This is a genomic window from Porphyrobacter sp. MBR-49 (assembly GCF_053628655.1).
The window spans coordinates 130387-150292 of the sequence record NZ_JBRJGU010000007.1; the positions used below are offsets into that span (position 1 = coordinate 130387).

Sequence of the window (19906 nt, forward strand, 5' to 3'; positions counted from 1 at the left end):
GCATTTGTGCCGCTTTGAACCTAAGTTCTCACAGTGCGTGCAGCAGGAGGCATACCGAAATGAAGGCGACAATCTGGCACAATCCGGCTTGCGGCACATCGCGCAAGACCCTGGCGATCCTTGAAAACCTCAGCCGGGTAGACGTGACGGTGGTGGAGTATCTCAGCCAACCGCCAACCGCCGAAAAGCTCGCCCAGCTTTATCGCGATGCCGGGATCACTCCGCAGCAAGGCCTGCGTCTGCGCGGCACCGACGCGGCGGAGCGCGGGTTGCCCGAAGCCGATGATGCGACCGTGCTGGCCGCGATGGTGGCCGATCCAATCCTGATCGAACGTCCGCTGGTTGAAACCGAAAAGGGTGTAAGGCTGTGCAGGCCGCAGGACACGGTTCTGGAGATATTGTAGACCGCCAGCGGAAGGCGCTTATTCAAACGTCTCGCGTTCGGCAGTCAGGGAAGCATCGGCCTGCAAGGCGAACCAACCATGAAGCAGCACCGCAGCGCACAGCGCCACGATCAGGCCAAACCCCAGCCAGTCCGAATGGCCATAAAGCCACACGCCCAGCGCCGGGGCGTAAATGTAACTCGCCCCCGCCAGCGATGCGACAATGCCCGACGCCTGCCCCTGTTCGGCGCGCGTCACCGCCAGCGATGTGCCTGCCGTGGTGCCGGGCCGGAACAGCCCGAAGCCTAGCGATGCAATCGCATAGCCCAGCGCAATCGTGTGCAGATCGCCCGCCACGCCCAGGATCACCGTGCCTAGCGCCGCCGTGACAATTCCCCACAGCGTCGCCGCGCGCGGGCCGAGGTTGAAGCGCGGGATCAGCCCCCATTGCGCCAGCAGCGTGGCAATCGCCCCGCTCATCAACACCAGCCCCACCGGCCCTGCGCCTTCGGCCGGCGTTTCGCGCAGGCCCAGCCGGTCGAGCACCAGAAAGCCCGAAATCCCCAGCACCATCGCCTGTGCGTGGCCGCCAAACAAGCCCGCGATCACCCACGGACGTAGCCGCGCATCGAACCAGCTCAGGCGCGGTGGCTCTCCGCCCGTCGCGGCTTCCTCCTCCGGGTCAATGGCGGCCTGCGGGTCGCTCGGCGCGCCCGATCCGCTCGAATAGGTGGCGGCCAGCCCGCGCGCTGCAAATTGCGGCTCATCATCGGGCAGCCGCCAGCGCAGCAGCACCAGCGCCGCCACCCCGATCACCGCAAACCAGATGAACGGGCCGGTCAGCCCGAACCCCAGCAACGGCATCACCATTAACGGAGCCAGCGCCGGGCCAATCACCGTGCCCAGCCCGAAGCTTGATGCGATCAACGACAGCGCCTGCGTGCGTTCGGCACGCGGCGTGCGCGATGCGACATAGGCCTGCACCGCTGGCGGCGCGGCGCTGCCGAACCCGCCATACAGGCTGCGTGCAGCGGCGAAGGCGATCAGCGCCCACACCGCCGACAGCCAGCCGGACAGCCCGGCATAAAGCGCCAGCCCGCATAGCAGCATCGACACGATGAACCCGACCAGCCCCAGCGCCATCATCGCCTTGCGCCCGCGCCGATCCGATCGCCGCGCCCACAACGGGGCGCACACCACCCAGAGCAGCGCCGACCAGCTATAGGCCAGGCTGATCCACACGTCGTCCACCTGCAAGGCGGTGCCGATCGATGGCATCACCGATTGCATCGCGGTATTGCCCGCCGCCGTCACCAGCATTACCGTAAACAGCAACGCCATCCGCCCCGACGGAATCGCGCCTGCTGCCTTGGTGCCTTGCGCGATGCGGGCTATTTCGGGGTCGGTATCAGCCATGGTGAGCTTGCATGGCCCCTATTCGAAGGTCGCCGCGAGGCCTTCGGGCGATTGTCCGGCAAGTTGACGATGGATAGCGGCGATCACGACCAGAAAAATCACACTAAGGCCAGAATTGACCGCCGCGCTGACCACACCATTGCCGATGCTTGCTAGCTGCGATCCAAGGGCGGACAGCACCAGCCCAAGAATGCCCGTCACCAGCGCCGCGATAATTCCGATGGTAACAAACAGCAGCACCAGAAACGCCGCAATCCGCAAGCTGTTACCCTTGGTAAGTCGCCAAGAACGACCCAATGCCGTGATCGGATTACGGATCCCGTCAATCGCGATTACCGGCGCGATCAATGCAAATTTGATGAACACATACAGACCGATCATCGCCAGCACGATTACAAACAGCACTGAAGTGATTATCCCTACTACCGCCGCGATCTGCGATAGTACCTCGGGAAGTGGCAATGTTACGAAGCCGATCAGCGCTGTCATTGCAAAGAACAGTGCTAGAGGCAGGGTAATTGCCAGAACCAGAGCAATTCCGCTCAGTACTTGTGCACCAAAATACGACGGCAGGCTGCCTACCCCGGTCATCAGTGCCTCACGCACGGTGGGCCGCCCGCGATCAGTCAGCAGTGCCAGCAAGCTAAGCGATCCGATGAATTGCAACACTGATACCGCAACAATTAGTGGCCAGTTATTGGCATAGGCCTGGGTCATCTGACCCACAACCGCTTGCATGGCGACTTGCGGATCGGCGCTCGGCGGGGGGTGGCCTCAGGATTGGCGAGCTCGGGCGCGAACAACGCCAACCCCAGCGCGGGCAGCAAGAAAAACAGCCCGGCAATCGCGCCAATGGTGTCGCGATTGGCGCCGATCAGGCCGGTTGCCTGCGTCCATGCCTTGCCCATATCAAGTTTGTGATGTGCCATATGCTGCGTCCCCTTCCGTGGCTGAAGAGGCAACGCGCAATCGCCTCTTGATCTCGCCGCTCAATGCCCCCACCGCTGCGCCATGGCAAGCACTGCTCCTGCACCATTATCGCAAATGCCAATCGAATGGCGGCAAGGTGCCGCGCCCGTGCCTTACACGCAGGCGCTGGCCGATATGGAGGCGCGCAACGCGGCGGTGGCGGCGGGCACGGCGGCGGAGCTGATCTGGCTGCTCGAACACCCGCCGGTCTATACCGCAGGCACCAGCGCCGATCCCGCTGAACTGGTCGATCCCCGGTTTGAGGTCGTCGCTGCCGGGCGCGGTGGGCGCTACACCTATCACGGGCCGGGGCAACGGGTGGGCTATCTGGTTCTAGACCTGGGCAAGCGCGGGCGAGACGTGCGCTGTTTCGTCCACGCCATCGAAGGCTGGGTGATTGCGGCGCTTGCCAGCTTCGGGGTTGAAAGCTGGCGGGCGCAAGGCCGGGTCGGCATCTGGACGCGCGACATTGACGGGCGCGAGGCCAAGATCGGCGCGATCGGGGTGCGGGTGCGGCGCTGGGTGTCGATGCATGGTTTTTCGGTGAACCTTGATCCTGATCTCAGCCACTTCGGCGGGATTGTGCCTTGCGGGATCGCCGAATATGGCGTGACCAGTCTGGCGCGGCTAGGGCTGAGTGTTTCGGCGCAGGAGTGGGACGCCGCGCTGATCGCCACCAGCGATGATTTCCTTGACGCGCTGGGCGGGCCTGCGCGAAAGGCGTGTGGGTGAAACGCGCCGTCATCCTTGCCGTTGCCCTCGCCCTTGCCGGTTGCAAGGATGACGTTGCCGCTCCTGCCGAAAAAGGTGGTGAGGCGACGGGCGAGGTGCTGGGCGGAGAGATCAGCGACGCGATGATCCCGCTCGAACAGCTCGAATCGCAAGCCCCGCTCGCCCCGCGTCAAGCGCCCAGCGCAAAGGATGTGGATGACGAACAGCCCGAAGCCGCAGGCGAGGCGGCACCGCAAAGCGAAGAGGCCGAAGCCGCCCCCGCTGCTCCGCCCCCCGCTCCAGCCGAATAGCCTGCCCCCGCAAACGCACCCCGGGAAGCGCGCAGCAAAATGGCTGCTTTCAGGGGCCGGGCAGCAGGAGTTGGATGACCGAAACTGGGTGGAAAGGCGAAAGGCGGCTCTTGAAAAAATATTGAGCCGACCATTGACTCAATTAGAGAATTAGCTAATCGTCATCCAATGATGCTAGCAACCAAAGCCTCGGTTCTCGGTAACGAAAAGCGCCTATTGATCCTTCAATGGCTGCGTGACCCGCATGGTGAATTTCCACCGCAAGTCCATGGCGATAAAGATCGAGATGGCATCTGTTCTGTCTATATCGCTGAAAGGCTGGGCGTAACACCGGCAACTGCGTCAGCTCATTTGAAGTTGTTGACCGATGCTGGTCTTATCCGTCCCAAGCGGATGGGGAAGTACACTTACTATCACCGCGTTGACGACGCGATTGTCGCGCTCGGCGCTGAAATCGGTGGGCTGTGATGCGAATTGAGCAGGAACTGGCGCTGTTGGCAGACGCAGATGCGCGTGCGGCCCGCTATTTGGCGGGGGTTGGCACAATGCGGGTATTTCCCGATGCCGCCGCTTTGGCTCAACTAGCACGCTTTGAAGAGAGCTTGCCTGAGGCGGGAGCCGATCCCGTCGAGACCATAGCCCTGCTTGATGATGTCGGTTCTCCTGCGACGGCCGTTTCGAATGGCCCGCGCTATTTTGGGTTCGTAATCGGAGCAGCGCTGCCAGTTGCCTCTGCTGCGGAAAGACTGGCGCTTGCATGGGATCAATGCGCCTCCTCTTTTGACAACGCTCCGGTTGCAGCAACTGTCGAAAAAATCGCAGCGCGTTGGGTGCTTGATATTTTGGATTTGCCACGCGATTGCGCAGTTGGCTTTGGCACAAGCGCAACTGCTTGTGGAATTGCCTGCTTGGCGGCGGCACGGCGGTCTTTGTTGTTGCGCGTCGGTTGGGATGTGGACGTTGATGGGCTGGCAGGTGCGCCAACTATCCGCGTTGTCGTTCCAGCGAGCACGCACGTTACGGTAAAAAAGGCACTTCGCCTGCTCGGATTCGGGCTCAACAATGTTGAATTTGTACCCGTAGATGCGCAAGGCCGCATGCTGGTCGATAGCCTCCCTGCACTGGATGAACGCACCATTTTGTGCTTGCAGGCGGGCGAGGTGAATACCGGAGAATTCGATCAATTCCGGCCGCTGATTGAGCGCGCCAAGGCCGCCAAAGCTTGGGTTCATGTCGATGGCGCCTTCGGGATTTGGGCAAGGGCCTCACGGACCCATCGTCACTTGACCGATGGCGTGGACGGCGCACACAGTTGGACGACCGACGGACATAAATGGCTGAACACGCCTTATGATGGTGCAATGGCTATTTGTCGCAATTCAGATGCTCTCGCCGCCGCGATGAATTCCGATGCCAGCTATGCGACTGCTTCCCAAGATGCGCAGAAAAACTTGACGCTAGAATTTTCTCGTCGCCCTCGGGGCCTGCCTATCTGGGCGGCACTCCGCAGTTTGGGACGGGCGGGTGTAGAGGAAATGATTGATCGCCACTGTGCCTATGCCAAACAGCTCGCCGCAGGATTGCGCGAAGCTGGCTATGAGGTTTGCAATCGTGTGGTCATCAATCAGGTGCTGGTCCGCGCCGATAGTGACGCACAGACGGTTGCTATTCGGGAAATGGCACAGTCCCGCGGCGTCATATGGTTTGGTCCTACAGTTTGGCAAGATCGCCCAGCTTTTCGTTTGAGCGTCTCTTCATGGCGAACGAATGAGGCGGATATTCAGATTGCCATTGATGAATTGACTAAGTTGAAGCGAGACGTCGGCGATTAAATCCAAATCCTATGGGAATCGCGAGCACTCTCGTGCCGATGCGCCTTGCCATATCCGCTATTGGAGCTGTCACGGAAAAGCGGAAACGACCACTTCGGGGTCGCTACCAGAACGGCAACTTTTGCCCCGGCAGCGCCCTAAGCGGACGCTGCCGGGGGCGTAGGCCTTACTCGGCGGCTTCGGCCCGCTCCTCGGCCAGTGTCGGGTAATCGACATAGCCTTCGGGGATCGGGAAATACCAGCTCTTGGGCACATCCTTGTTCGGGTTCCAGTGCGCGCCCGCCGCGATCCGCTGTTCGAGATCGGGGTTGGAGATGTAGGGGCGGCCAAAGCTCACCGCGTCGCACCTGCCGGATTCGACATCGGCAACGGCTTCCTCGGCGGTATAATCCGAATTGAGGATCAGCGCGCCGGTGTAGATTTGGCGGATCAGCGGGCTTTGCTTGGGCACATCGGTCTGGCCGAAAGTGCCATCGGGGCCGGGTTCGCGCAGTTCGACGAAGGCGAGGCCCAGTTCCTCGCACACCTTGGCTGCCGCGCCGAAGGTTGCCGCAGGGTTGCTGTCATCCGTCCCTTGCGAATCGCCGTTGGGCGACAGGCGGATGCCGACGCGGTCGGCGCCCCACACGTCGATCAACGCTTCCAGCACTTCGCGCATGAAGCGGGTGCGGTTTTCGGGTGAGCCACCATATTCATCGGTGCGCAGATTGGTGCCGTCGCGCAGGAACTGGTCGACAAGGTAGCCGTTCGCGCCGTGCAGTTGCACCCCGTCAAACCCGGCCTTCTTGGCGTTTTCGGCAGCGCGGCGATAATCGGCGATGGTGCGCTGGATGTCTTCATGCGTCATCGCCCGCGCCTCGGCATAGGGCTGCTTGCCCGTGGGCGTGTGCGCTTCGCCCGGAGCGGTGGTGGCGCTGGCCGAGACCGGGGGATTGCCATCGAGGAACACCGGGTGGACGATCCGCCCCATGTGCCACAGCTGCATCACGATCATGCCGCCTTCGTCGTGCACGCCTTTGACAATTGGCTTCCACGCTTCGGTCTGTTCATCGCTCCATATGCCCGGCGCGCTCGGCCAGCCCAACCCTTCGCGGCTGATTCCGGTCGCTTCGGTCAGGATCATGCCCGCGCCTGCGCGCTGGCGGTAATAGGTCGCCATCAGTTCGTTGGGCGTGAACATCGGCTCTGCCGCGCGCCCGCGGGTGAGCGGAGCCATGAAAATGCGGTTCTTCGCGGTCAGCGCGCCCATCTGGAGCGGGTGGAACAAGGCTTCGTGCATGTGTGGGTAATCCTTTCAAACCAGTTTCGATTGGCTATTCACTTGGCCCCGCCAGCGCTAGTGCGCAAGGATGGAAAATGTTGCGGCCCCAGAAGAAGACGTCAGCGCCGACCTTGCGACCACGCTGGCGCGTCCGGCGGGCTGGCTGCTGCTGGCCGCGCTGCTGGGCGGCAATATCGCGCTGGCGCTGGGGCCGTGGTTCGTGCGGGAGGCCGATACCGGGCCGGTTTCCGCCGGGTTCTGGCGGCTGTTCCTCGCGCTGCCGTTTCTGGTGGTGCTGGCGCGGGCGAACGGGCAGCGGCTGGGCGGCATGGGGGCCAAGACGCTGGCGCTGGTGGCGTTGGGCGCGGTGACATTCGCGCTCGATCTGGCGAGCTGGCATATCGGCATCGGCATGACCCGGCTGGGCAATGCGACGCTGTTCGGCAATGCCGGGTCGATCGTGCTATTGTTCTGGGGCTTCATCGCCGCGCGGATGCTTCCCAAGGGGCTGGAGTGGCTGGCGATTGTGTTCGCGCTGGCAGGCGCGGCGATCCTGATGGGGCGCAGCCTTGAAATTTCGACTGCGACGCTGGTGGGCGATCTGTTCTGCCTCGCCGCCGGGCTGCTTTACGCGGTCTACCTGCTGACCTTGCAACGCGCGCGCGGGGTGTTCGGTTCGTGGAGCCTGCTGGTGTGGGTCTGCATTTTTGGCAGCCCGGTGCTGCTCGCCATTGCGTTGCTGCTGGGGGAGCCGGTGTGGCCGACCGATTGGACGCCGGTGGTGGGGCTGTTCATCGTCAGCCAATTGCTGGGGCAGGGGCTGATGGTCTACGCCCTGCGATACTTCCCGCCGCTGGTGATCGGGCTGGCCCTGCTGACCCAACCCGCTGTCGCCTCGCTTTATGGCTGGCTGGCGTTCGGCGAGGTGCTGAGCGTGGCTGATATTGTTGGCATGGTGCTGGTGGGCGCGGCGTTGGCGGTGAGTAGGGCCAAAGCATAATCCGTCATGCCAGCGAAGGCTGGCGTCTCGGGCAGTTAAGCAATATCGTCGCAAGATGGAACGCGGCGGCACCGTCTACATCATGACCAACAAACGCTACGGCGTGCTTTACATCGGCGTGACCAGCGACATCGCGGCCCGCGCCACTCAACACCGCGAAGGCAAGGGCGGCGGCTTCACCGCGCGGTTCAACTGCAAGCGGCTCGTCTATGTCGAGCAATATCCCACCATCGAAGAAGCCATCGCTCGCGAAAAGGCGATGAAGGCGTGGCGGCGGATGTGGAAGATTGAAGCGATTGAGAAACAGAATCCGGCGTGGGATGATCTCTATCTGAAACTGCTCGCCTGACGCCTGAGGGAAAACTACGTCATGCCAGCGAAAGCTGGCACCTAGGGCGGCTAGGGCGGGACGGTTGCATGGGAAGTGCCTCCCTCAAACAGCTCCGTATGCGGCCCTAGGCCCCAGCTTTCGCTGGGGTGACAAAGAGAGAAAACGTCATGCCAGCAAAAGATGGCATCTCGGGCGGCCTTGCTTTGTCGCGTCAAACAAGAAGACCGACAGCCGATGCGACGATTGCGATTGTCGAAATGAACAAAGAAAGCCTTGCAAGTCTTGTCGATTGCCGAGTCGACAGCTCATGCTGCGCCAACTCCAGCTGTTGCGTAAGCGAGGTCACGTTCGGGTTGACGGTCTGAAGGTAGCCTTTCCGTGCTTCGTGACACTCAACAATGAGTGATTTTATTTCCTTGTCGCTGAGGTCAAATACATTTGCAGAGGCCAACTCTTGAAACGTCCTTTCCATCTCAATCCCCACTAAACGCCACCTCACCCAAATCGCCCAGCCCCACAGTCCCGCTCGCCATTTCGAGCATCCGGTCGAGGCTGCGTTTGGCTTTCAGGCGGATGCCTTCCTCGATCTCGATGCGCGGTTCCAGATCGCGTAGCGCGACATACAGCTTCTCCATCGTGTTGAGCGCCATGTAGGGGCAGATGTTGCACGAACAGTTGCCGTCCGCCCCCGGCGCGCCGATGAAGTTCTTGTTCGGCAGCGCCTTTTCCATCTGGTGGATGATGTGCGGCTCGGTCGCGACGATCAGGGTGTCGCCTTCGAACTCCTGCGCGAATTTCAGGATGCCGCTGGTCGATCCGACGTAATCGGCGTGGTCGATGATCGCGGGCGGGCATTCGGGGTGCGCGGCGACGGGCGCGCCGGGGTGCTGTTCTTTCAGCTTGAGCAGCTCGGTCTCGCTGAACGCCTCATGCACGATGCACACGCCCGGCCACAGCAGCATTTCGCGGTTGAACTTGCGGCTGAGGTAGCCGCCCAAGTGCCGATCCGGGCCGAAGATGATCTTCTGTTCGGGCGGGATCTGGGCGAGGATGGTTTCGGCGCTGGAAGACGTCACGATCACATCGGACAGGGCTTTCACCTCGGTCGAACAATTGATGTAGGTCAGCGCGATATGATCAGGGTGGGCTTCGCGAAAAGCGCGGAATTTTTCTGGCGGGCAGGAATCTTCAAGGCTGCACCCGGCGTCCATATCGGGCAGGATCACGATCTTTTGTGGGCTGAGGATCTTGGCGGTGTCGGCCATGAACTTGACCCCGCAAAACGCGATCACATCGGCATCGGTCGCCGCCGCCTTGCGCGACAGTTCAAGGGAGTCGCCCACGAAATCGGCAATGTCCTGAATATCCGGGGTCTGGTAATAATGCGCGAGGATCACCGCGTTACGCTCTTTGCGCAAACGGTCGATCTCGGCCAGCAGATCGGTGCCGGTGGGGTTCTTGGTGACAATGCTCATCGGTCAAATCCCGGTCGTGGAGAGTTGCTGGGGATATAGGGACGCGGGCGTGGTTATGCCACCCGCCACACAGCGTCATCGCGGCGCGCCAGCCCGCGCTTTTCCAGATCGATCAGGTGCGCGGTGACGCTCATCTCGGCGGCTGGGATCAGGCGCGGGTCGAGGCCTTTGTACATCGCGGGGATGAAGTCGCTGACGGGCCGCGCGGCCTCACCCAGCAACCGCAGAATCTGCGCCTCGCGCTGGCGGCGGTGGGCGATCATGCCGCGCACCAGCTGGCGCGGCTTTTCAATCGCCGCGCCGTGGGCTGAATGGTAACGCACATCATCGCGCGCCATCAGCTTGTCGAGGCTCGCCATGTAATCGCCCATGTCGCCATCGGGCGGGATCACCACGCTGGTTGACCAGCCCATCACGTGATCGCCGGTGAACAAAGCGCCGCTTTCTTCGAGCGCGAAGCACAGGTGGTTCGAGGTGTGTCCGGGCGTGGCAACCGCGGTCAGCGTCCAGCCGGTGCCGCGCATCCCCTCGCCATCCACCAGTACGCGGTCAGGCGCGTAGGTGGGATCGAAGGCTTCATCCGCGCGCGGCAGTTCGGACGCGAGCACCAGCGGCGCGCAGCCAACAATCGGCGCGCCGGTCTGCGCGGCCAACGGCGCTGCGGCGGGCGAATGATCGCGGTGGGTGTGGGTGCACATGATCGCTAGCATCCGGCGACCGGCGATAGCGGCGATGATGGCTTCCATATGCGCAGGCTCATTCGGTCCGGGATCGATCACCGCGCAATCCGGCCCGTCGGCCTCGCCCACCACATAGGTCTGGGTTCCGGTGAAGGTATAGGGCGAAGGATTAGGCGCCAGCACGCGGCGCACCAGCGGTTCGACCGCTTCGGCCATGCCGGTGGGCCAGGGTTGGGGAGGGATCGTGACCATGCCCTTGCATATGAAGTCTCACGTGGCAGAAGTCACGCGAGAGAGAGGAATGGCCATGTCTGATTACATCTTGGTGCTGGATGAAGGCACCACCTCCACCCGCGCGATGCTGTTCGCAGCCGACGGCGCGCTGGTGACGAGCGCGCAGGAGCCACTGACCCAACATTATCCGCAATCGGGCTGGGTCGAACATGACCCGCGCGAAATCTGGGACAAGAGCTTTGCTTGCGCGCGGGCGGTGATCAGCAAGGCAGGCGGCGCGGCCAGTATTGCCTGCATCGGGATAACCAACCAGCGCGAAACCGTGGTGGCGTGGGACAAGGCGACGGGCGAACCGCTGACCAACGCCATTGTCTGGCAGGATCGCCGCACTGAACCGTTCTGCGCCGCCCTGCGCGATGCGGGGCACGAGGGCGAGGTGCAGCGCCGCACCGGGCTGCTGCTCGATCCCTATTTTTCCGGCACCAAGATGCGCTGGATGCTCGATAATGTGGCGGAGGTGCGCGGCGCAGCAGAGCGTGGGACGCTGGCCTTCGGGACGGTGGAAAGCTGGCTGACCTACAAGCTCACCGGCGGTGCACACCACGTATCGGATGCCACCAACGCCAGCCGCACGCTGCTTATGGAGCTGGAGGGCGCGCAGTTCGATGCGGGACTGTGCGATCTTATCGGCGTGCCGCGCGCCGCGTTGCCGCAGGTTATCGACTGCGCCAGCAATGATATCGCTACCGACCCGGCGTTGTTCGGCAGAGCAATCCCGATCACCGGCTTTGCTGGCGATCAGCAGGCGGCGACTATCGGTCAGGCCTGCCTCGCACCCGGCCAGACCAAGGCGACCTATGGCACCGGTGCGTTTGTGCTGACCTGTCAGGGCGAAGCCATCCCGCGATCGTCCAATCGCCTGCTGGGTACGGTGCTGACGCAGCTGGGCGGCAAGCGCACCTATGCCATCGAAGGATCGGTATTTGTCGCGGGCAGTCTGGTGCAATGGCTGCGCGATTCGCTCGGCATTGTTGATGTGGCCGCAGAGACCGAGGCGCTCGCCCGGTCGATTCCCGATAGCGGCGGCGTGGTGATTGTGCCCGCGCTGTCGGGCCTTGGCGCGCCGCATTGGCGGGCCGATGCGCGCGGGGTGATTGCGGGGCTGAGCTTTTCCAGCGGAAAGGCGCATCTGGCCCGCGCGGCATTGGAGGCGATGGCGCATCAGACGCATGATCTTGCCACTGCCTTCGCTGCCGATGGAGCGGCGTGGCAGGCCTTGCGGATCGATGGCGGCATGGCGGCCAATAGTTGGATGGCGCAGGATTTGGCCGATATGCTGGGGATCACGGTTGAACGGCCCGGTTTTGTCGAGACGACCGCGCTCGGCGCAGCAATGCTGGCGGCGACCGGGGCGGGGCTATATCCCAGCCTTGATGCAGCGGCAGAGGCGATGCGCGGCGAGCTTGCCCGGTTTACCCCGCAGCTGGCAGCCGGGGTGCGCGAAGAACGGTTGAAGAGGTGGCGAAAAGCGATGGCCGCTGCTTGATTAACCTACCCGATATTGCGCCCGAATTCGCGCCCGATCCGTTCCTGAAATGCGCGCGCGGGTGAGGCCAGTTCAAAATGTTGCCGCCACGCCTCGTCCAGCCGGGCGATGCGTTGATGCAGCTTTTGGGTGTCGGCGATCAGTTCGCGGGTTTCGGGTTCGAGCAACGCGAGCTGGTTTTCGTCCGAACCGCGATCAGGCGGCAATGCGCCGTGCAGACGCACCTGATTTTCGCTGAGTTCGCCTGAAATCAGCGCGCGTTGATTCAGCAGCCATGCCAGCAGATGCATCATGCGGGTAGTGGTTTTCAGCCCTTCGGTGGAGAGCGCGAGGCGGATATAGGTATCCTCGCCAATTGCCGCAGGGCGCGTGCCGCAGGCGAACACCGCGCGGACTTCATCAGCAAGCACAAGTGCTTCGGTATAGAGCGCCTCAATGATCGGGCGGGACAGACTGGTGGTTCGGGTCATGGTGTGCGCCAGATTACGCCGGGTGAGGGCGGCCCGCCACTATGGTATGGTTACTTTCCAAGCAATTTTTGCAAACGTCCCGGCACGGAACAATTTTCACCACTTGATAACCATGCCGCCGGCGGCGGCAATCACGCAATAATGTCGGGCAGCAGCGTGTCTTCGATGATCGCGATCTGATCTCTCAGCCGCAGTTTGCGCTTCTTCAGGCGGGCAATCTGCAATTGATCGGCAGATGAACTGCCAAGCGCAGCCTCGGTCAAGGCGGCAATCGCGGCGTCAAGGTCGCGATGCTCGGTCTTGAGCAGCTCAAGATTTTTCCTGAGTTCCTGCTCAGTCATCCTTAATCCCCTTCTGCGCTGCGTCGGCCTGCTGGCCTGACATTCGCGTAATCATTGGCCCCGCTACGCGTTCGCGTGCGATTCGATAAGGTGCCTCGCACATTTTCCACCTTGGCGCGGGGGTGGTGGCCGAATGTCGGTTCATCTCAGCAAAGCGCGGTTGCATCGATTTGCAGTCCATCAGGGCTTTGCAAGGCAGGCTCAATATGGTTTCAATGGAACCTGCGGCCCGGCCGTGTTTGTGCCGAGTCGCCTGTTCCGGGGGCATCCCCCCGCATGCAAGGAGAACGCAATATGGCATCGACCGCAGTGTCTTCCCACCTCCACGCCCTTCACAGCAAGCACGCCGGCCTCGAAGCTCGCCTGCGCGATGAAATGGCAAGGCCTGTGCCCGACACCGCGATGATCCAGGCGATCAAGAAGCAGAAATTGCGATTGAAGGAAGAAATTGCCAGCCACTGATCGCTGCGCATCAGCTAGGCGGTGGCAGACGTGATCTGCGCTTTTGCATTTACCCAACGGAGTGCCTAAGCCAATATTTCCATGACTGCTGCCGCTGCCGCCCGCCAGATACTCACCCGCCTGACCGAAGTCATGGCATCGCGCCTGCACGCGCAGGCCAAGCTGGATCAGGTGGTCGAAATCATCGGCGAATGCCTGTCGAGCGAGGTTTGCTCAATTTACCTGCTGCGCGAAGGCATGCTCGAACTCTTCGCCACCCGCGGCCTCAATCAGGGCGCGGTACACGTAACCCGCATGGCCGTTGGAGAGGGGCTGACCGGCGTGATCGCGCAGAAGGTTGATACGCTCAACCTGGCTGAAGCCAAGGCGCACCCTGACTTTCTCTACCGCCCTGAAACCGGGGAAGACAAGTTCCACTCCTTTGCTGGCGTACCGATTGTTTACCGCGAACGTGCGGTGGGCGTCTTGTGTGTCCAGCATGTCGAGCCGCGCCGTTACGAAGACATCGAAATCGAGGCGCTCCAGACCACTGCAATGGTGCTGTCCGAACTGATCACCAATGCCGAACTGGTCGACGAAGAAGAAGCGCGCGGGCTGACGCAGGAACAGACCGGGCCGCAGACCCTGACTGGCCTGACTTTGGTGAAAGGGCTGGGGGCCGGGTTTGCCGTCTATCATCAACCGCGTGTCGAGATCACTCAGGTCATGGCCGAGGATGTCGAGGCAGAACGTCAGCGGGTTTACCGCGCGTTTGACCGGATGCGCGAACAGATCGACACGCTGGCCAGTCAGGCCGAATTCGGCGTCGGCGGCGAACACGAAGAGGTGCTCGAAACCTACAAGATGTTCGCCTATGACGAAGGCTGGTCGCGGCGCATAAACGAGGCGATCGATAGCGGCCTGACCGCCGAAGCGGCCATTGAACGCGTGCAGCAACACACACGGATGCGGATGCGCGAGATCGACGATCCGTTGCTGGCAGACCGGATGCACGATCTCGAGGATCTCGCGAACCGCCTGTTGCGCACGGTTTCAGGTCAGGTCGGCACCGCAGCCTCGCAAGGGCTGCGCCGTGATACCATCCTGATCGCGCGCAATCTTGGCCCGGCGGAATTGCTCGAATACGACAAGCGGCGATTGAAGGGCGTGATCCTTGAAGAAGGCTCGCTTACCGCGCACGTGGTGATCGTCGCCCGCGCCATGAACGTGCCGGTGATTGGCCGCACGAAAGGCGTGCGTGCCACCATCCGCGAAGGCGACGAGATCCTGCTTGATGCAGGTGCAGGCACTGCCATCGTGCGCCCGCTGCCGCAGATTGCCGATGCGTTTCAGGCGCGGTTTGCCAAATCGCGCGAAAAACAGGCGGCCTATGCGTCGCTGCGCGATGTCGAACCGTTCACACGCTGCGGCACCCGCATTCAGGTGATGATCAACGCTGGCCTGCGCGATGATATGAGCTCGCTCGCGATGACGGGCGCGGATGGGGTCGGCCTGTTCCGCACCGAATTCCAGTTCCTCGTCTCCGCCACGCTGCCGCAGCGCGACCGCCAGACCCGGCTTTATCGTGACGTGTTGGAGGCGGCTGGCGACAAGCCGGTGATCTTCCGCACGGTTGATATCGGGGGTGACAAGTCGGTGCCCTATCTCGCCTCGGAAATCGCCGAGCAGGATGAAAACCCGGCGATGGGCTGGCGCGCCCTGCGGCTTGCGCTGGAACGCGAAGGGTTGATGAAGGTTCAGGCGCGTTCGCTGATTGAGGCATCGGCTGGACGGTCGCTGTACGTGATGTTCCCGATGGTGTCCGAACCGTGGGAGTTTGACGCCGCCAAGGCGGTGTTTGACGAACAGCTCGCTTACCTGCGCGCGAAAAAGAAGCTGTTGCCCGAACGCATTCACTTTGGCGCGATGCTGGAAGTTCCGGCGCTGGCTGAAGTGCTCGACCTGCTGCTGCCGCGCCTCAGTTTCCTCTCGATAGGCACCAATGATCTTACCCAGTTCCTGTTTGCCGCTGACCGCGCCAATCCCAAGCTGGCCGAACGCTATGATTGGCTCAGCACCTCGATCATCCGCTTCCTGCGGCGGGTTATGCAATCGAGCATCGGCAGCGGCGTCGATATCGGGGTGTGCGGCGAAATGGGCGGGCGCAGGCTGGAGGCGCTGGCGTTGATGGCGATCGGTTATCGCCGCCTATCAATTACCCCGGCGGCGGTTGGCCCGATCAAGGAATTGGTGCGCAAGATCGATCTTGCCGAACTGTCAGCAGCAATGACCGGCTGGCTGGCTGACCCCGGCTGCAACCTGCGCACCGAACTGTCAGCATGGGCCGATGCGCGCGAAATCGAATATGATTGATTGCTAATGCGGCTGAGCGAGTGCTGCACGCGCCGCCCCGCACGTGCAATGCTTGACAGACCCCCCTGCAACAGGCGAGTCCCACCAAAGGGCAATTCAGGTAAATTCACACTCACAGCCTCGGCAGAAGGCGCGGACCCGGGTCATGGATAGCGAGCACGACGAAAGCGCAGATGGCGCTGGCGAAACCCCCAGCGTCGGGGCGGGGGCGCAATTGCGCGCCGCGCGTGAAGCGCTGCAGGTCGATCTGGCGCAAGTCGCGGCTGAAACCCGGATTCCCGTGCGTCACCTTCAGGCTATCGAGTCCGGGCAATTCGAGGCATTGCCTTCGCGCGCCTATGCGATCGGCTTTTCACGCACCTTTGCTAAAGCTGTAGGCCTCGACCCAGTCAAGATCACCGATGCGGTGCGATCGGAACTTGCCGATGGCACGATGCGCCGCGCGGTGCCTGGATCGGGGATGGAACCGGGCGACCCGGCGCGGCTGCCTTCGGCAGGGCTGGCGTGGGCGGGGGCGATCGCGGCGCTCGTGCTCGCGGTCGGAGCGTTTGCATTCTACAATTCCTATTTCGGCGCGGGAACCGAGCCTGGCTCGCTTCTCACTCCGGCCCCTGATCCTGCGCCGGCACCCGTCGCCCAACCGATCACGGCGATGACTTCGCCTGATCCGGGCGCGGTCGTGGTGCTGACCGCGCTCGAAGACGGCGTGTGGCTGCGGCTCTACGAGGAAGGCGGCGAACGGCTGCTCGAACGCACGTTGCAACGGGGTGAGACTGTGACTGTTCCGGCCACCGCCACCGACCCCCGGATCAACACCGGACGTCCCGATGCGTTGGGTATCACTGTGGGCGGGAAGCCGACTGCCAAGCTGGCAGACCGGGCGACGACCCTATCAAACGCGCAAGTTTCAGCCGCAGCGCTCTTAGCGCGCGGGCCATCAGCACAAGCGGTTGCCCCGGATGTGACTGCCGCAGGCAGCGCGCCTGCTGCGATACGGAACGCACCGTCGCGGCCTGCCCCTGTCACCGCATCGCGCAGTTCGCAGGTTCCAGCAGTTCCGACAGCGCCTGCGCCCGATAATACGCCTGCCCCGTCGCCGGAGCCTTCGGATAACGGTAATGGCGAGGGCACCCCCGACTGATCATCGCAATGCGTCGCAATTTATCGTTGATTAGGGTGTGACGCGCCCTCGACTTGGCGGTCGGGACGCGGCAAGGATTCCGTATCTGTTCATGCGCGGCGCTGCAAACCCGCGCGGCTATTACCAGGGAGCCTGACGAGCCATGACCACCGCGTTCCGGATATTCCCATTGCGGCTTGCCGGCGTGGCACTTGCTGCGGCGACGATTGTGACCGCGCCCGTGCCCGCAGCGGCGCAGGATAATGCGGCAGAGGCGCGCATCCGCAAGATCGAGTCCGAAGTGCGCGCCTTGCAGCGCAAAATGTTCCCCGGTGCCGATGGCCGGTTTTTTGAACCGCAGATTGCGCCGGGAACCGAGGGGGGCGCTGTCACTGCGTCGAACATTGGCGCCCCTGCGACCACTGCAGTGACCGATATTCTGGTGCGGCTCGATGCGCTGGAAGGGCAGTTGCGGACACTCACCGCGCGCTCGGAAGAGCAGGCCAATGCGTTGTCACAGATGGAAACACGGCTTGCGATGCTTGAGACGGCGGCGGGTGCTCCAATGAACCTTCCGGCTCCGGCTCCGGCTCCGGCTTCGGCGGCTGGCACCACCGTTTTGGTCCCGCCGGTTCCGACCCCGGCGGCTTCGGCCCCCAGAGTTTCGACACCAACAGGTTCGGCTCCAGCGGCGTCGCCCCCGGTTGCCGCGCCCAGCGCAAGCCGCCTTGCCGCCGTGCAGGAAATTGCCAAACCGCAGACCGCCGATGCCGGTGATGACGAATATTCCTATGGCTTTCGTCTGTGGAACGCGGGCTTCTATCCCGAAGCGCGCCAGCAACTGACCAAGTTCGTCGAGCAATACCCCACCCATTCGCGCATCAGTTTTGGCCGCAACTTGCTGGGCCGCGCGTTCCTTGATGACAACCTGCCGGAGGATGCCGCGCGCTGGTTCCTGCGCAACTATCAGGCGAACAAGAACGGTGACCGCGCGGCTGACAGCCTGCTTTATCTTGGCGCGTCGATGATCGCGATGAAGGATACCAAGCGGGCCTGCATCGCGCTGGCCGAATTCGCCGAAACCTATCCGCTGATCGCTTCCGGGCGGCTGGCCGATGAGTATCAGGCCAACCGCGCCAAGGTGACGTGCAGCTAAGCGAACCCGCGCCAGCGCTGACCGCGCGCTTCGCCGCTGATCTGGCGGCGCTGTGGCCTGAGGCAGAGCGTGATGGCCCGCTGGGTTTGGCGGTGTCGGGCGGGCCGGACAGTCTGGCGCTGCTGCTGCTCGCCCATGCGGCCTTGCCTGGTCAGATCGCGGTAGCCAGCATTGACCACGGATTGCGGCCCGAAGCGGCTGGCGAGGTGGCGCTGGTCGAACGGATCGCGAGCGAACGCGCCATTCCTTTCACCGCGCTGCGGGTCGATCTTGCCCCCGGCAATGTGCAGGCCCGTGCGCGTGAGGCGCGTTATGCCGCGCTGGCAGGCTGGGCGCGGGATATCGGGCTGGGCGCAGTCGCCACCGCGCACCACGCCGATGATCAGGCCGAAACCCTGCTGATGCGGCTCAACCGGGGCAGCGGTTTGGCAGGGCTCGCGGGCGTGCGCGCCCGCAACACAATTGTCGGCAGCGAGGTTGCGCTGCTGCGCCCGCTGCTGGGCTGGCGCAAGGCGGAGTTGGCGCAGATGGTTGCTGCCTGCGGTATCACCCCGGCCAGCGATCCCTCCAACGCCAATCCCGATTTTGACCGGGTGCAGATGCGTGCACGACTGGCCGAGGCGGCAGGCTGGCTTGATCCGGTGCAACTGGCAGCAAGCGCAGCACATTTGGCCGAAAGCTGGCAGGCGATTGATTGGTATGCCGAATGCGATTGGCATGAGATGGTGATGCGTGATGACACTGCGCCCGGTGCGCCGGTCTATTCCTATTGCGCCAATGCGCCGCGGGTGGTGGGGATTGAAACGCTGGTGCGTATTATCGCCGCGCTGGGCGGCCATGCCACACGGGCGGAGGCAGCGCGGGCGTGGGATCGGCTATGGCAGGGCAACAACGCCTCAATCGGCGGGGTGCTGGCTCAGGCTGGCGTTGAGCGGGTCGAGAAAGTGGGGGTGATGATGCGCGTTTGGCGCTTCCGCCGTGAACCACCGAGGAACGCTGCGCACTGAAAACAGGTGCGGGGTTACCGCTCCGTTTGGGTTACAGCACCTTGTCGCCCACGCTCACCATCTTGCCGCGGGTGATGATGACCTTGTCCCCGCGTTTGGCCGCAGCGAACAGCTTGGCAGCGAATTCATCGGGCACAGCGACGCAGCCGTGGCTGGCATAGCCATTCATCACCGGCGAACCGTGGATCGCAATTCCATCCCACGTCAACCGCAAGGTGTGTGGCATCGGGGCGTTGTTGTATTTTTCCGAGATATTGTCCTTCTCCTTGGTCAGGATCGGGAAAGTGCCGAGCGGCGTGGGGTGTGACTGCGTGCCGAGCAGGGCGACCGCCGTGCCGATTTCGTGCCCATCGCGGAACGCGCTGATTACGCGCGCTTCCAGATCGACGGTCACGACCAACTTGCCTGCCTTGGGCGCAGCGCTTTCATCCCAGAACCAGTCGCCATAACGGATCGAACCTTCGATCGGCAGGATCGACTTGATCACGAAAGGATCGTTTTTGCTGACAGCAGAAGGGGTGGGGGTGGCCGCTGGTTTGGGAAGCGGTTGCACCATCTCGTTTGCGATCATCCGCACCGCCGGGTTGCGCGAGGCTCCGGCCAGGCCAGCCGTCACGCTGTCATCGCCAAGCGGCATTTCGGCGTCGGGATCAATCCGTTCAAACGCATCCGAAGCGCGCGCTGCGATCAGTTGTGCGGATTCGGCGGTGTGGCCTGCGCTGGTCTGCGCGGCGGCGAGCATCGGTAGCGCGGCAACTGCAGCCAAAGCGAGCGGGAGTGCAAGAATCGTCCTCATGCCCGCAATTATGCCGCCTTATCCGCAACGTTACCAGACGTTAACCATCCCGC

General features: G+C 62.8%; 23 protein-coding genes. 13 read left to right on the forward strand and 10 right to left on the reverse strand.

Annotation, left to right across the window (positions count from 1 at the left end; translation table 11 throughout):
- The first annotated feature begins 59 nt into the window (after window positions 1-59).
- Window positions 60-404 (forward strand): arsenate reductase family protein, encoded by a 345-nt coding sequence (locus tag ACSSV3_RS11400; RefSeq protein ID WP_354325522.1) that lies wholly within the window; start codon window positions 60-62, stop codon window positions 402-404.
- An 18-nt stretch (window positions 405-422) separates the two neighbouring features.
- On the opposite strand, the gene ACSSV3_RS11405 is transcribed toward ACSSV3_RS11400, so the two are convergent.
- Genes ACSSV3_RS11405 through ACSSV3_RS11415 form a run of 3 tightly spaced genes read right to left on the reverse strand, consistent with a single transcriptional unit; the run spans window position 423 to window position 2728 of the window.
- On the reverse strand, window positions 423-1799 hold the full coding sequence (locus ACSSV3_RS11405) for an MFS transporter (protein ID WP_354325524.1): 1377 nt from the start codon (window positions 1797-1799) through the stop codon (window positions 423-425).
- 18 nt (window positions 1800-1817) lie between these two features.
- Window positions 1818-2537, reverse strand: coding sequence for a lipoyltransferase (locus ACSSV3_RS11410; protein ID WP_454184809.1), 720 nt, complete (start codon window positions 2535-2537; stop codon window positions 1818-1820).
- A complete protein-coding gene (locus ACSSV3_RS11415) occupies window positions 2513-2728 on the reverse strand; it encodes a hypothetical protein (RefSeq protein WP_354325527.1) in 216 nt (71 codons plus the stop codon). The genes ACSSV3_RS11410 and ACSSV3_RS11415 overlap by 25 nt, the downstream gene beginning before the upstream one ends.
- Window positions 2729-2810: 82 nt before the next feature.
- Here ACSSV3_RS11415 and lipB point away from each other — a divergent pair, with 82 nt between their 5' ends.
- The 4 genes from lipB (at window position 2811) to ACSSV3_RS11435 (ending at window position 5622) form a co-directional block, all read left to right on the forward strand.
- On the forward strand, window positions 2811-3500 hold the full coding sequence (lipB, locus tag ACSSV3_RS11420; protein ID WP_454184810.1) for a lipoyl(octanoyl) transferase LipB: 690 nt from the start codon (window positions 2811-2813) through the stop codon (window positions 3498-3500).
- Window positions 3497-3790 (forward strand): hypothetical protein, encoded by a 294-nt coding sequence (locus ACSSV3_RS11425; protein WP_354325529.1) that lies wholly within the window; start codon window positions 3497-3499, stop codon window positions 3788-3790. Before lipB ends, ACSSV3_RS11425 begins: the two co-directional genes overlap by 4 nt.
- Window positions 3791-3958: 168 nt before the next feature.
- A complete protein-coding gene (locus ACSSV3_RS11430; RefSeq protein ID WP_354325531.1) occupies window positions 3959-4258 on the forward strand; it encodes an ArsR/SmtB family transcription factor in 300 nt (99 codons plus the stop codon).
- Entirely contained in the window at window positions 4258-5622 is a 1365-nt protein-coding gene (locus tag ACSSV3_RS11435; RefSeq protein ID WP_354325533.1) for a pyridoxal phosphate-dependent decarboxylase family protein, read from the forward strand. Before ACSSV3_RS11430 ends, ACSSV3_RS11435 begins: the two co-directional genes overlap by 1 nt.
- 166 nt (window positions 5623-5788) lie before the next feature.
- Here the strand turns inward: ACSSV3_RS11435 and ACSSV3_RS11440 are convergent, their stop codons facing one another.
- Window positions 5789-6901: an alkene reductase gene (locus tag ACSSV3_RS11440; RefSeq protein WP_354325534.1), complete on the reverse strand. Its 1113-nt coding sequence runs from the start codon at window positions 6899-6901 to the stop codon at window positions 5789-5791.
- 70 nt (window positions 6902-6971) lie between these two features.
- On the opposite strand from ACSSV3_RS11440, the gene ACSSV3_RS11445 reads away from it, so the two are divergent.
- Window positions 6972-7883 (forward strand): DMT family transporter, encoded by a 912-nt coding sequence (locus ACSSV3_RS11445; protein WP_354325536.1) that lies wholly within the window; start codon window positions 6972-6974, stop codon window positions 7881-7883.
- Between the two features lie 55 nt (window positions 7884-7938).
- Complete coding sequence (locus ACSSV3_RS11450; RefSeq protein ID WP_354325538.1) at window positions 7939-8232, forward strand: GIY-YIG nuclease family protein; 294 nt, start codon at window positions 7939-7941, stop codon at window positions 8230-8232.
- 193 nt (window positions 8233-8425) lie between these two features.
- Here ACSSV3_RS11450 and ACSSV3_RS11455 read toward each other — a convergent pair whose 3' ends face one another.
- From ACSSV3_RS11455 to ACSSV3_RS11465, 3 genes are read right to left on the reverse strand one after another with little or no spacing between them, the layout of a single operon-like run.
- Window positions 8426-8686: a hypothetical protein gene (locus ACSSV3_RS11455; protein ID WP_354325539.1), complete on the reverse strand. Its 261-nt coding sequence runs from the start codon at window positions 8684-8686 to the stop codon at window positions 8426-8428.
- 1 nt (window position 8687) lies between these two features.
- On the reverse strand, window positions 8688-9689 hold the full coding sequence (nadA, locus tag ACSSV3_RS11460; RefSeq protein ID WP_354325541.1) for a quinolinate synthase NadA: 1002 nt from the start codon (window positions 9687-9689) through the stop codon (window positions 8688-8690).
- A 53-nt stretch (window positions 9690-9742) separates the two neighbouring features.
- Window positions 9743-10621, reverse strand: a complete 879-nt coding sequence (locus ACSSV3_RS11465; RefSeq protein WP_354325542.1) for an MBL fold metallo-hydrolase — start codon at window positions 10619-10621, stop codon at window positions 9743-9745.
- A 55-nt stretch (window positions 10622-10676) separates the two neighbouring features.
- Between ACSSV3_RS11465 and glpK the strand changes: the two genes are divergently transcribed.
- Window positions 10677-12149 carry a glycerol kinase GlpK gene (glpK, locus tag ACSSV3_RS11470; RefSeq protein WP_354325544.1) on the forward strand — a complete coding sequence of 491 codons (1473 nt, stop codon included), beginning with the start codon at window positions 10677-10679 and terminating at the stop codon, window positions 12147-12149.
- 5 nt (window positions 12150-12154) lie between these two features.
- On the opposite strand, the gene ACSSV3_RS11475 is transcribed toward glpK, so the two are convergent.
- Entirely contained in the window at window positions 12155-12619 is a 465-nt protein-coding gene (locus tag ACSSV3_RS11475) for a DUF1465 family protein (RefSeq protein ID WP_354325546.1), read from the reverse strand.
- A gap of 131 nt (window positions 12620-12750) precedes the next feature.
- Window positions 12751-12960 carry a DUF465 domain-containing protein gene (locus ACSSV3_RS11480; RefSeq protein WP_354325548.1) on the reverse strand — a complete coding sequence of 70 codons (210 nt, stop codon included), beginning with the start codon at window positions 12958-12960 and terminating at the stop codon, window positions 12751-12753.
- Window positions 12961-13254: 294 nt separating this feature from the next.
- Between ACSSV3_RS11480 and ACSSV3_RS11485 the strand changes: the two genes are divergently transcribed.
- The 5 genes from ACSSV3_RS11485 (at window position 13255) to tilS (ending at window position 19057) form a co-directional block, all read left to right on the forward strand.
- Complete coding sequence (locus ACSSV3_RS11485) at window positions 13255-13422, forward strand: YdcH family protein (protein ID WP_354325550.1); 168 nt, start codon at window positions 13255-13257, stop codon at window positions 13420-13422.
- 81 nt (window positions 13423-13503) lie between these two features.
- Complete coding sequence (gene ptsP / locus ACSSV3_RS11490; RefSeq protein ID WP_354325552.1) at window positions 13504-15774, forward strand: phosphoenolpyruvate--protein phosphotransferase; 2271 nt, start codon at window positions 13504-13506, stop codon at window positions 15772-15774.
- 145 nt (window positions 15775-15919) lie between these two features.
- Window positions 15920-16915, forward strand: coding sequence for a helix-turn-helix domain-containing protein (locus tag ACSSV3_RS11495; protein WP_354325554.1), 996 nt, complete (start codon window positions 15920-15922; stop codon window positions 16913-16915).
- Between the two features lie 142 nt (window positions 16916-17057).
- The gene (locus ACSSV3_RS11500; RefSeq protein WP_354325555.1) at window positions 17058-18050 is read left to right on the forward strand and encodes a tetratricopeptide repeat protein; all 993 of its coding nucleotides are present in this window, start codon (window positions 17058-17060) and stop codon (window positions 18048-18050) included.
- Window positions 18041-19057 carry a tRNA lysidine(34) synthetase TilS gene (tilS, locus tag ACSSV3_RS11505; RefSeq protein WP_354325557.1) on the forward strand — a complete coding sequence of 339 codons (1017 nt, stop codon included), beginning with the start codon at window positions 18041-18043 and terminating at the stop codon, window positions 19055-19057. The genes ACSSV3_RS11500 and tilS overlap by 10 nt, the downstream gene beginning before the upstream one ends.
- A gap of 31 nt (window positions 19058-19088) precedes the next feature.
- On the opposite strand, the gene ACSSV3_RS11510 is transcribed toward tilS, so the two are convergent.
- Window positions 19089-19823: a L,D-transpeptidase family protein gene (locus ACSSV3_RS11510; RefSeq protein WP_354325558.1), complete on the reverse strand. Its 735-nt coding sequence runs from the start codon at window positions 19821-19823 to the stop codon at window positions 19089-19091.
- Window positions 19824-19906: the final 83 nt, after the last annotated feature.

Coding starts and splice junctions, on each gene's coding strand:
- ACSSV3_RS11400 (WP_354325522.1), top strand. CDS start 60: ATGAAGGCGACAATCTGGCACAATCCGGCTTGCGGCACATCGCGCAAG.
- ACSSV3_RS11405 (WP_354325524.1), bottom strand. CDS start 1,799: ATGGCTGATACCGACCCCGAAATAGCCCGCATCGCGCAAGGCACCAAG.
- ACSSV3_RS11410 (WP_454184809.1), bottom strand. CDS start 2,537: ATGCAAGCGGTTGTGGGTCAGATGACCCAGGCCTATGCCAATAACTGG.
- ACSSV3_RS11415 (WP_354325527.1), bottom strand. CDS start 2,728: ATGGCACATCACAAACTTGATATGGGCAAGGCATGGACGCAGGCAACC.
- lipB (WP_454184810.1), top strand. CDS start 2,811: ATGGCAAGCACTGCTCCTGCACCATTATCGCAAATGCCAATCGAATGG.
- ACSSV3_RS11430 (WP_354325531.1), top strand. CDS start 3,959: ATGATGCTAGCAACCAAAGCCTCGGTTCTCGGTAACGAAAAGCGCCTA.
- ACSSV3_RS11435 (WP_354325533.1), top strand. CDS start 4,258: ATGCGAATTGAGCAGGAACTGGCGCTGTTGGCAGACGCAGATGCGCGT.
- ACSSV3_RS11440 (WP_354325534.1), bottom strand. CDS start 6,901: ATGCACGAAGCCTTGTTCCACCCGCTCCAGATGGGCGCGCTGACCGCG.
- ACSSV3_RS11445 (WP_354325536.1), top strand. CDS start 6,972: ATGGAAAATGTTGCGGCCCCAGAAGAAGACGTCAGCGCCGACCTTGCG.
- ACSSV3_RS11450 (WP_354325538.1), top strand. CDS start 7,939: ATGGAACGCGGCGGCACCGTCTACATCATGACCAACAAACGCTACGGC.
- ACSSV3_RS11455 (WP_354325539.1), bottom strand. CDS start 8,686: ATGGAAAGGACGTTTCAAGAGTTGGCCTCTGCAAATGTATTTGACCTC.
- nadA (WP_354325541.1), bottom strand. CDS start 9,689: ATGAGCATTGTCACCAAGAACCCCACCGGCACCGATCTGCTGGCCGAG.
- ACSSV3_RS11465 (WP_354325542.1), bottom strand. CDS start 10,621: ATGGTCACGATCCCTCCCCAACCCTGGCCCACCGGCATGGCCGAAGCG.
- glpK (WP_354325544.1), top strand. CDS start 10,677: ATGTCTGATTACATCTTGGTGCTGGATGAAGGCACCACCTCCACCCGC.
- ACSSV3_RS11475 (WP_354325546.1), bottom strand. CDS start 12,619: ATGACCCGAACCACCAGTCTGTCCCGCCCGATCATTGAGGCGCTCTAT.
- ACSSV3_RS11480 (WP_354325548.1), bottom strand. CDS start 12,960: ATGACTGAGCAGGAACTCAGGAAAAATCTTGAGCTGCTCAAGACCGAG.
- ACSSV3_RS11485 (WP_354325550.1), top strand. CDS start 13,255: ATGGCATCGACCGCAGTGTCTTCCCACCTCCACGCCCTTCACAGCAAG.
- ptsP (WP_354325552.1), top strand. CDS start 13,504: ATGACTGCTGCCGCTGCCGCCCGCCAGATACTCACCCGCCTGACCGAA.
- ACSSV3_RS11495 (WP_354325554.1), top strand. CDS start 15,920: ATGGATAGCGAGCACGACGAAAGCGCAGATGGCGCTGGCGAAACCCCC.
- ACSSV3_RS11500 (WP_354325555.1), top strand. CDS start 17,058: ATGACCACCGCGTTCCGGATATTCCCATTGCGGCTTGCCGGCGTGGCA.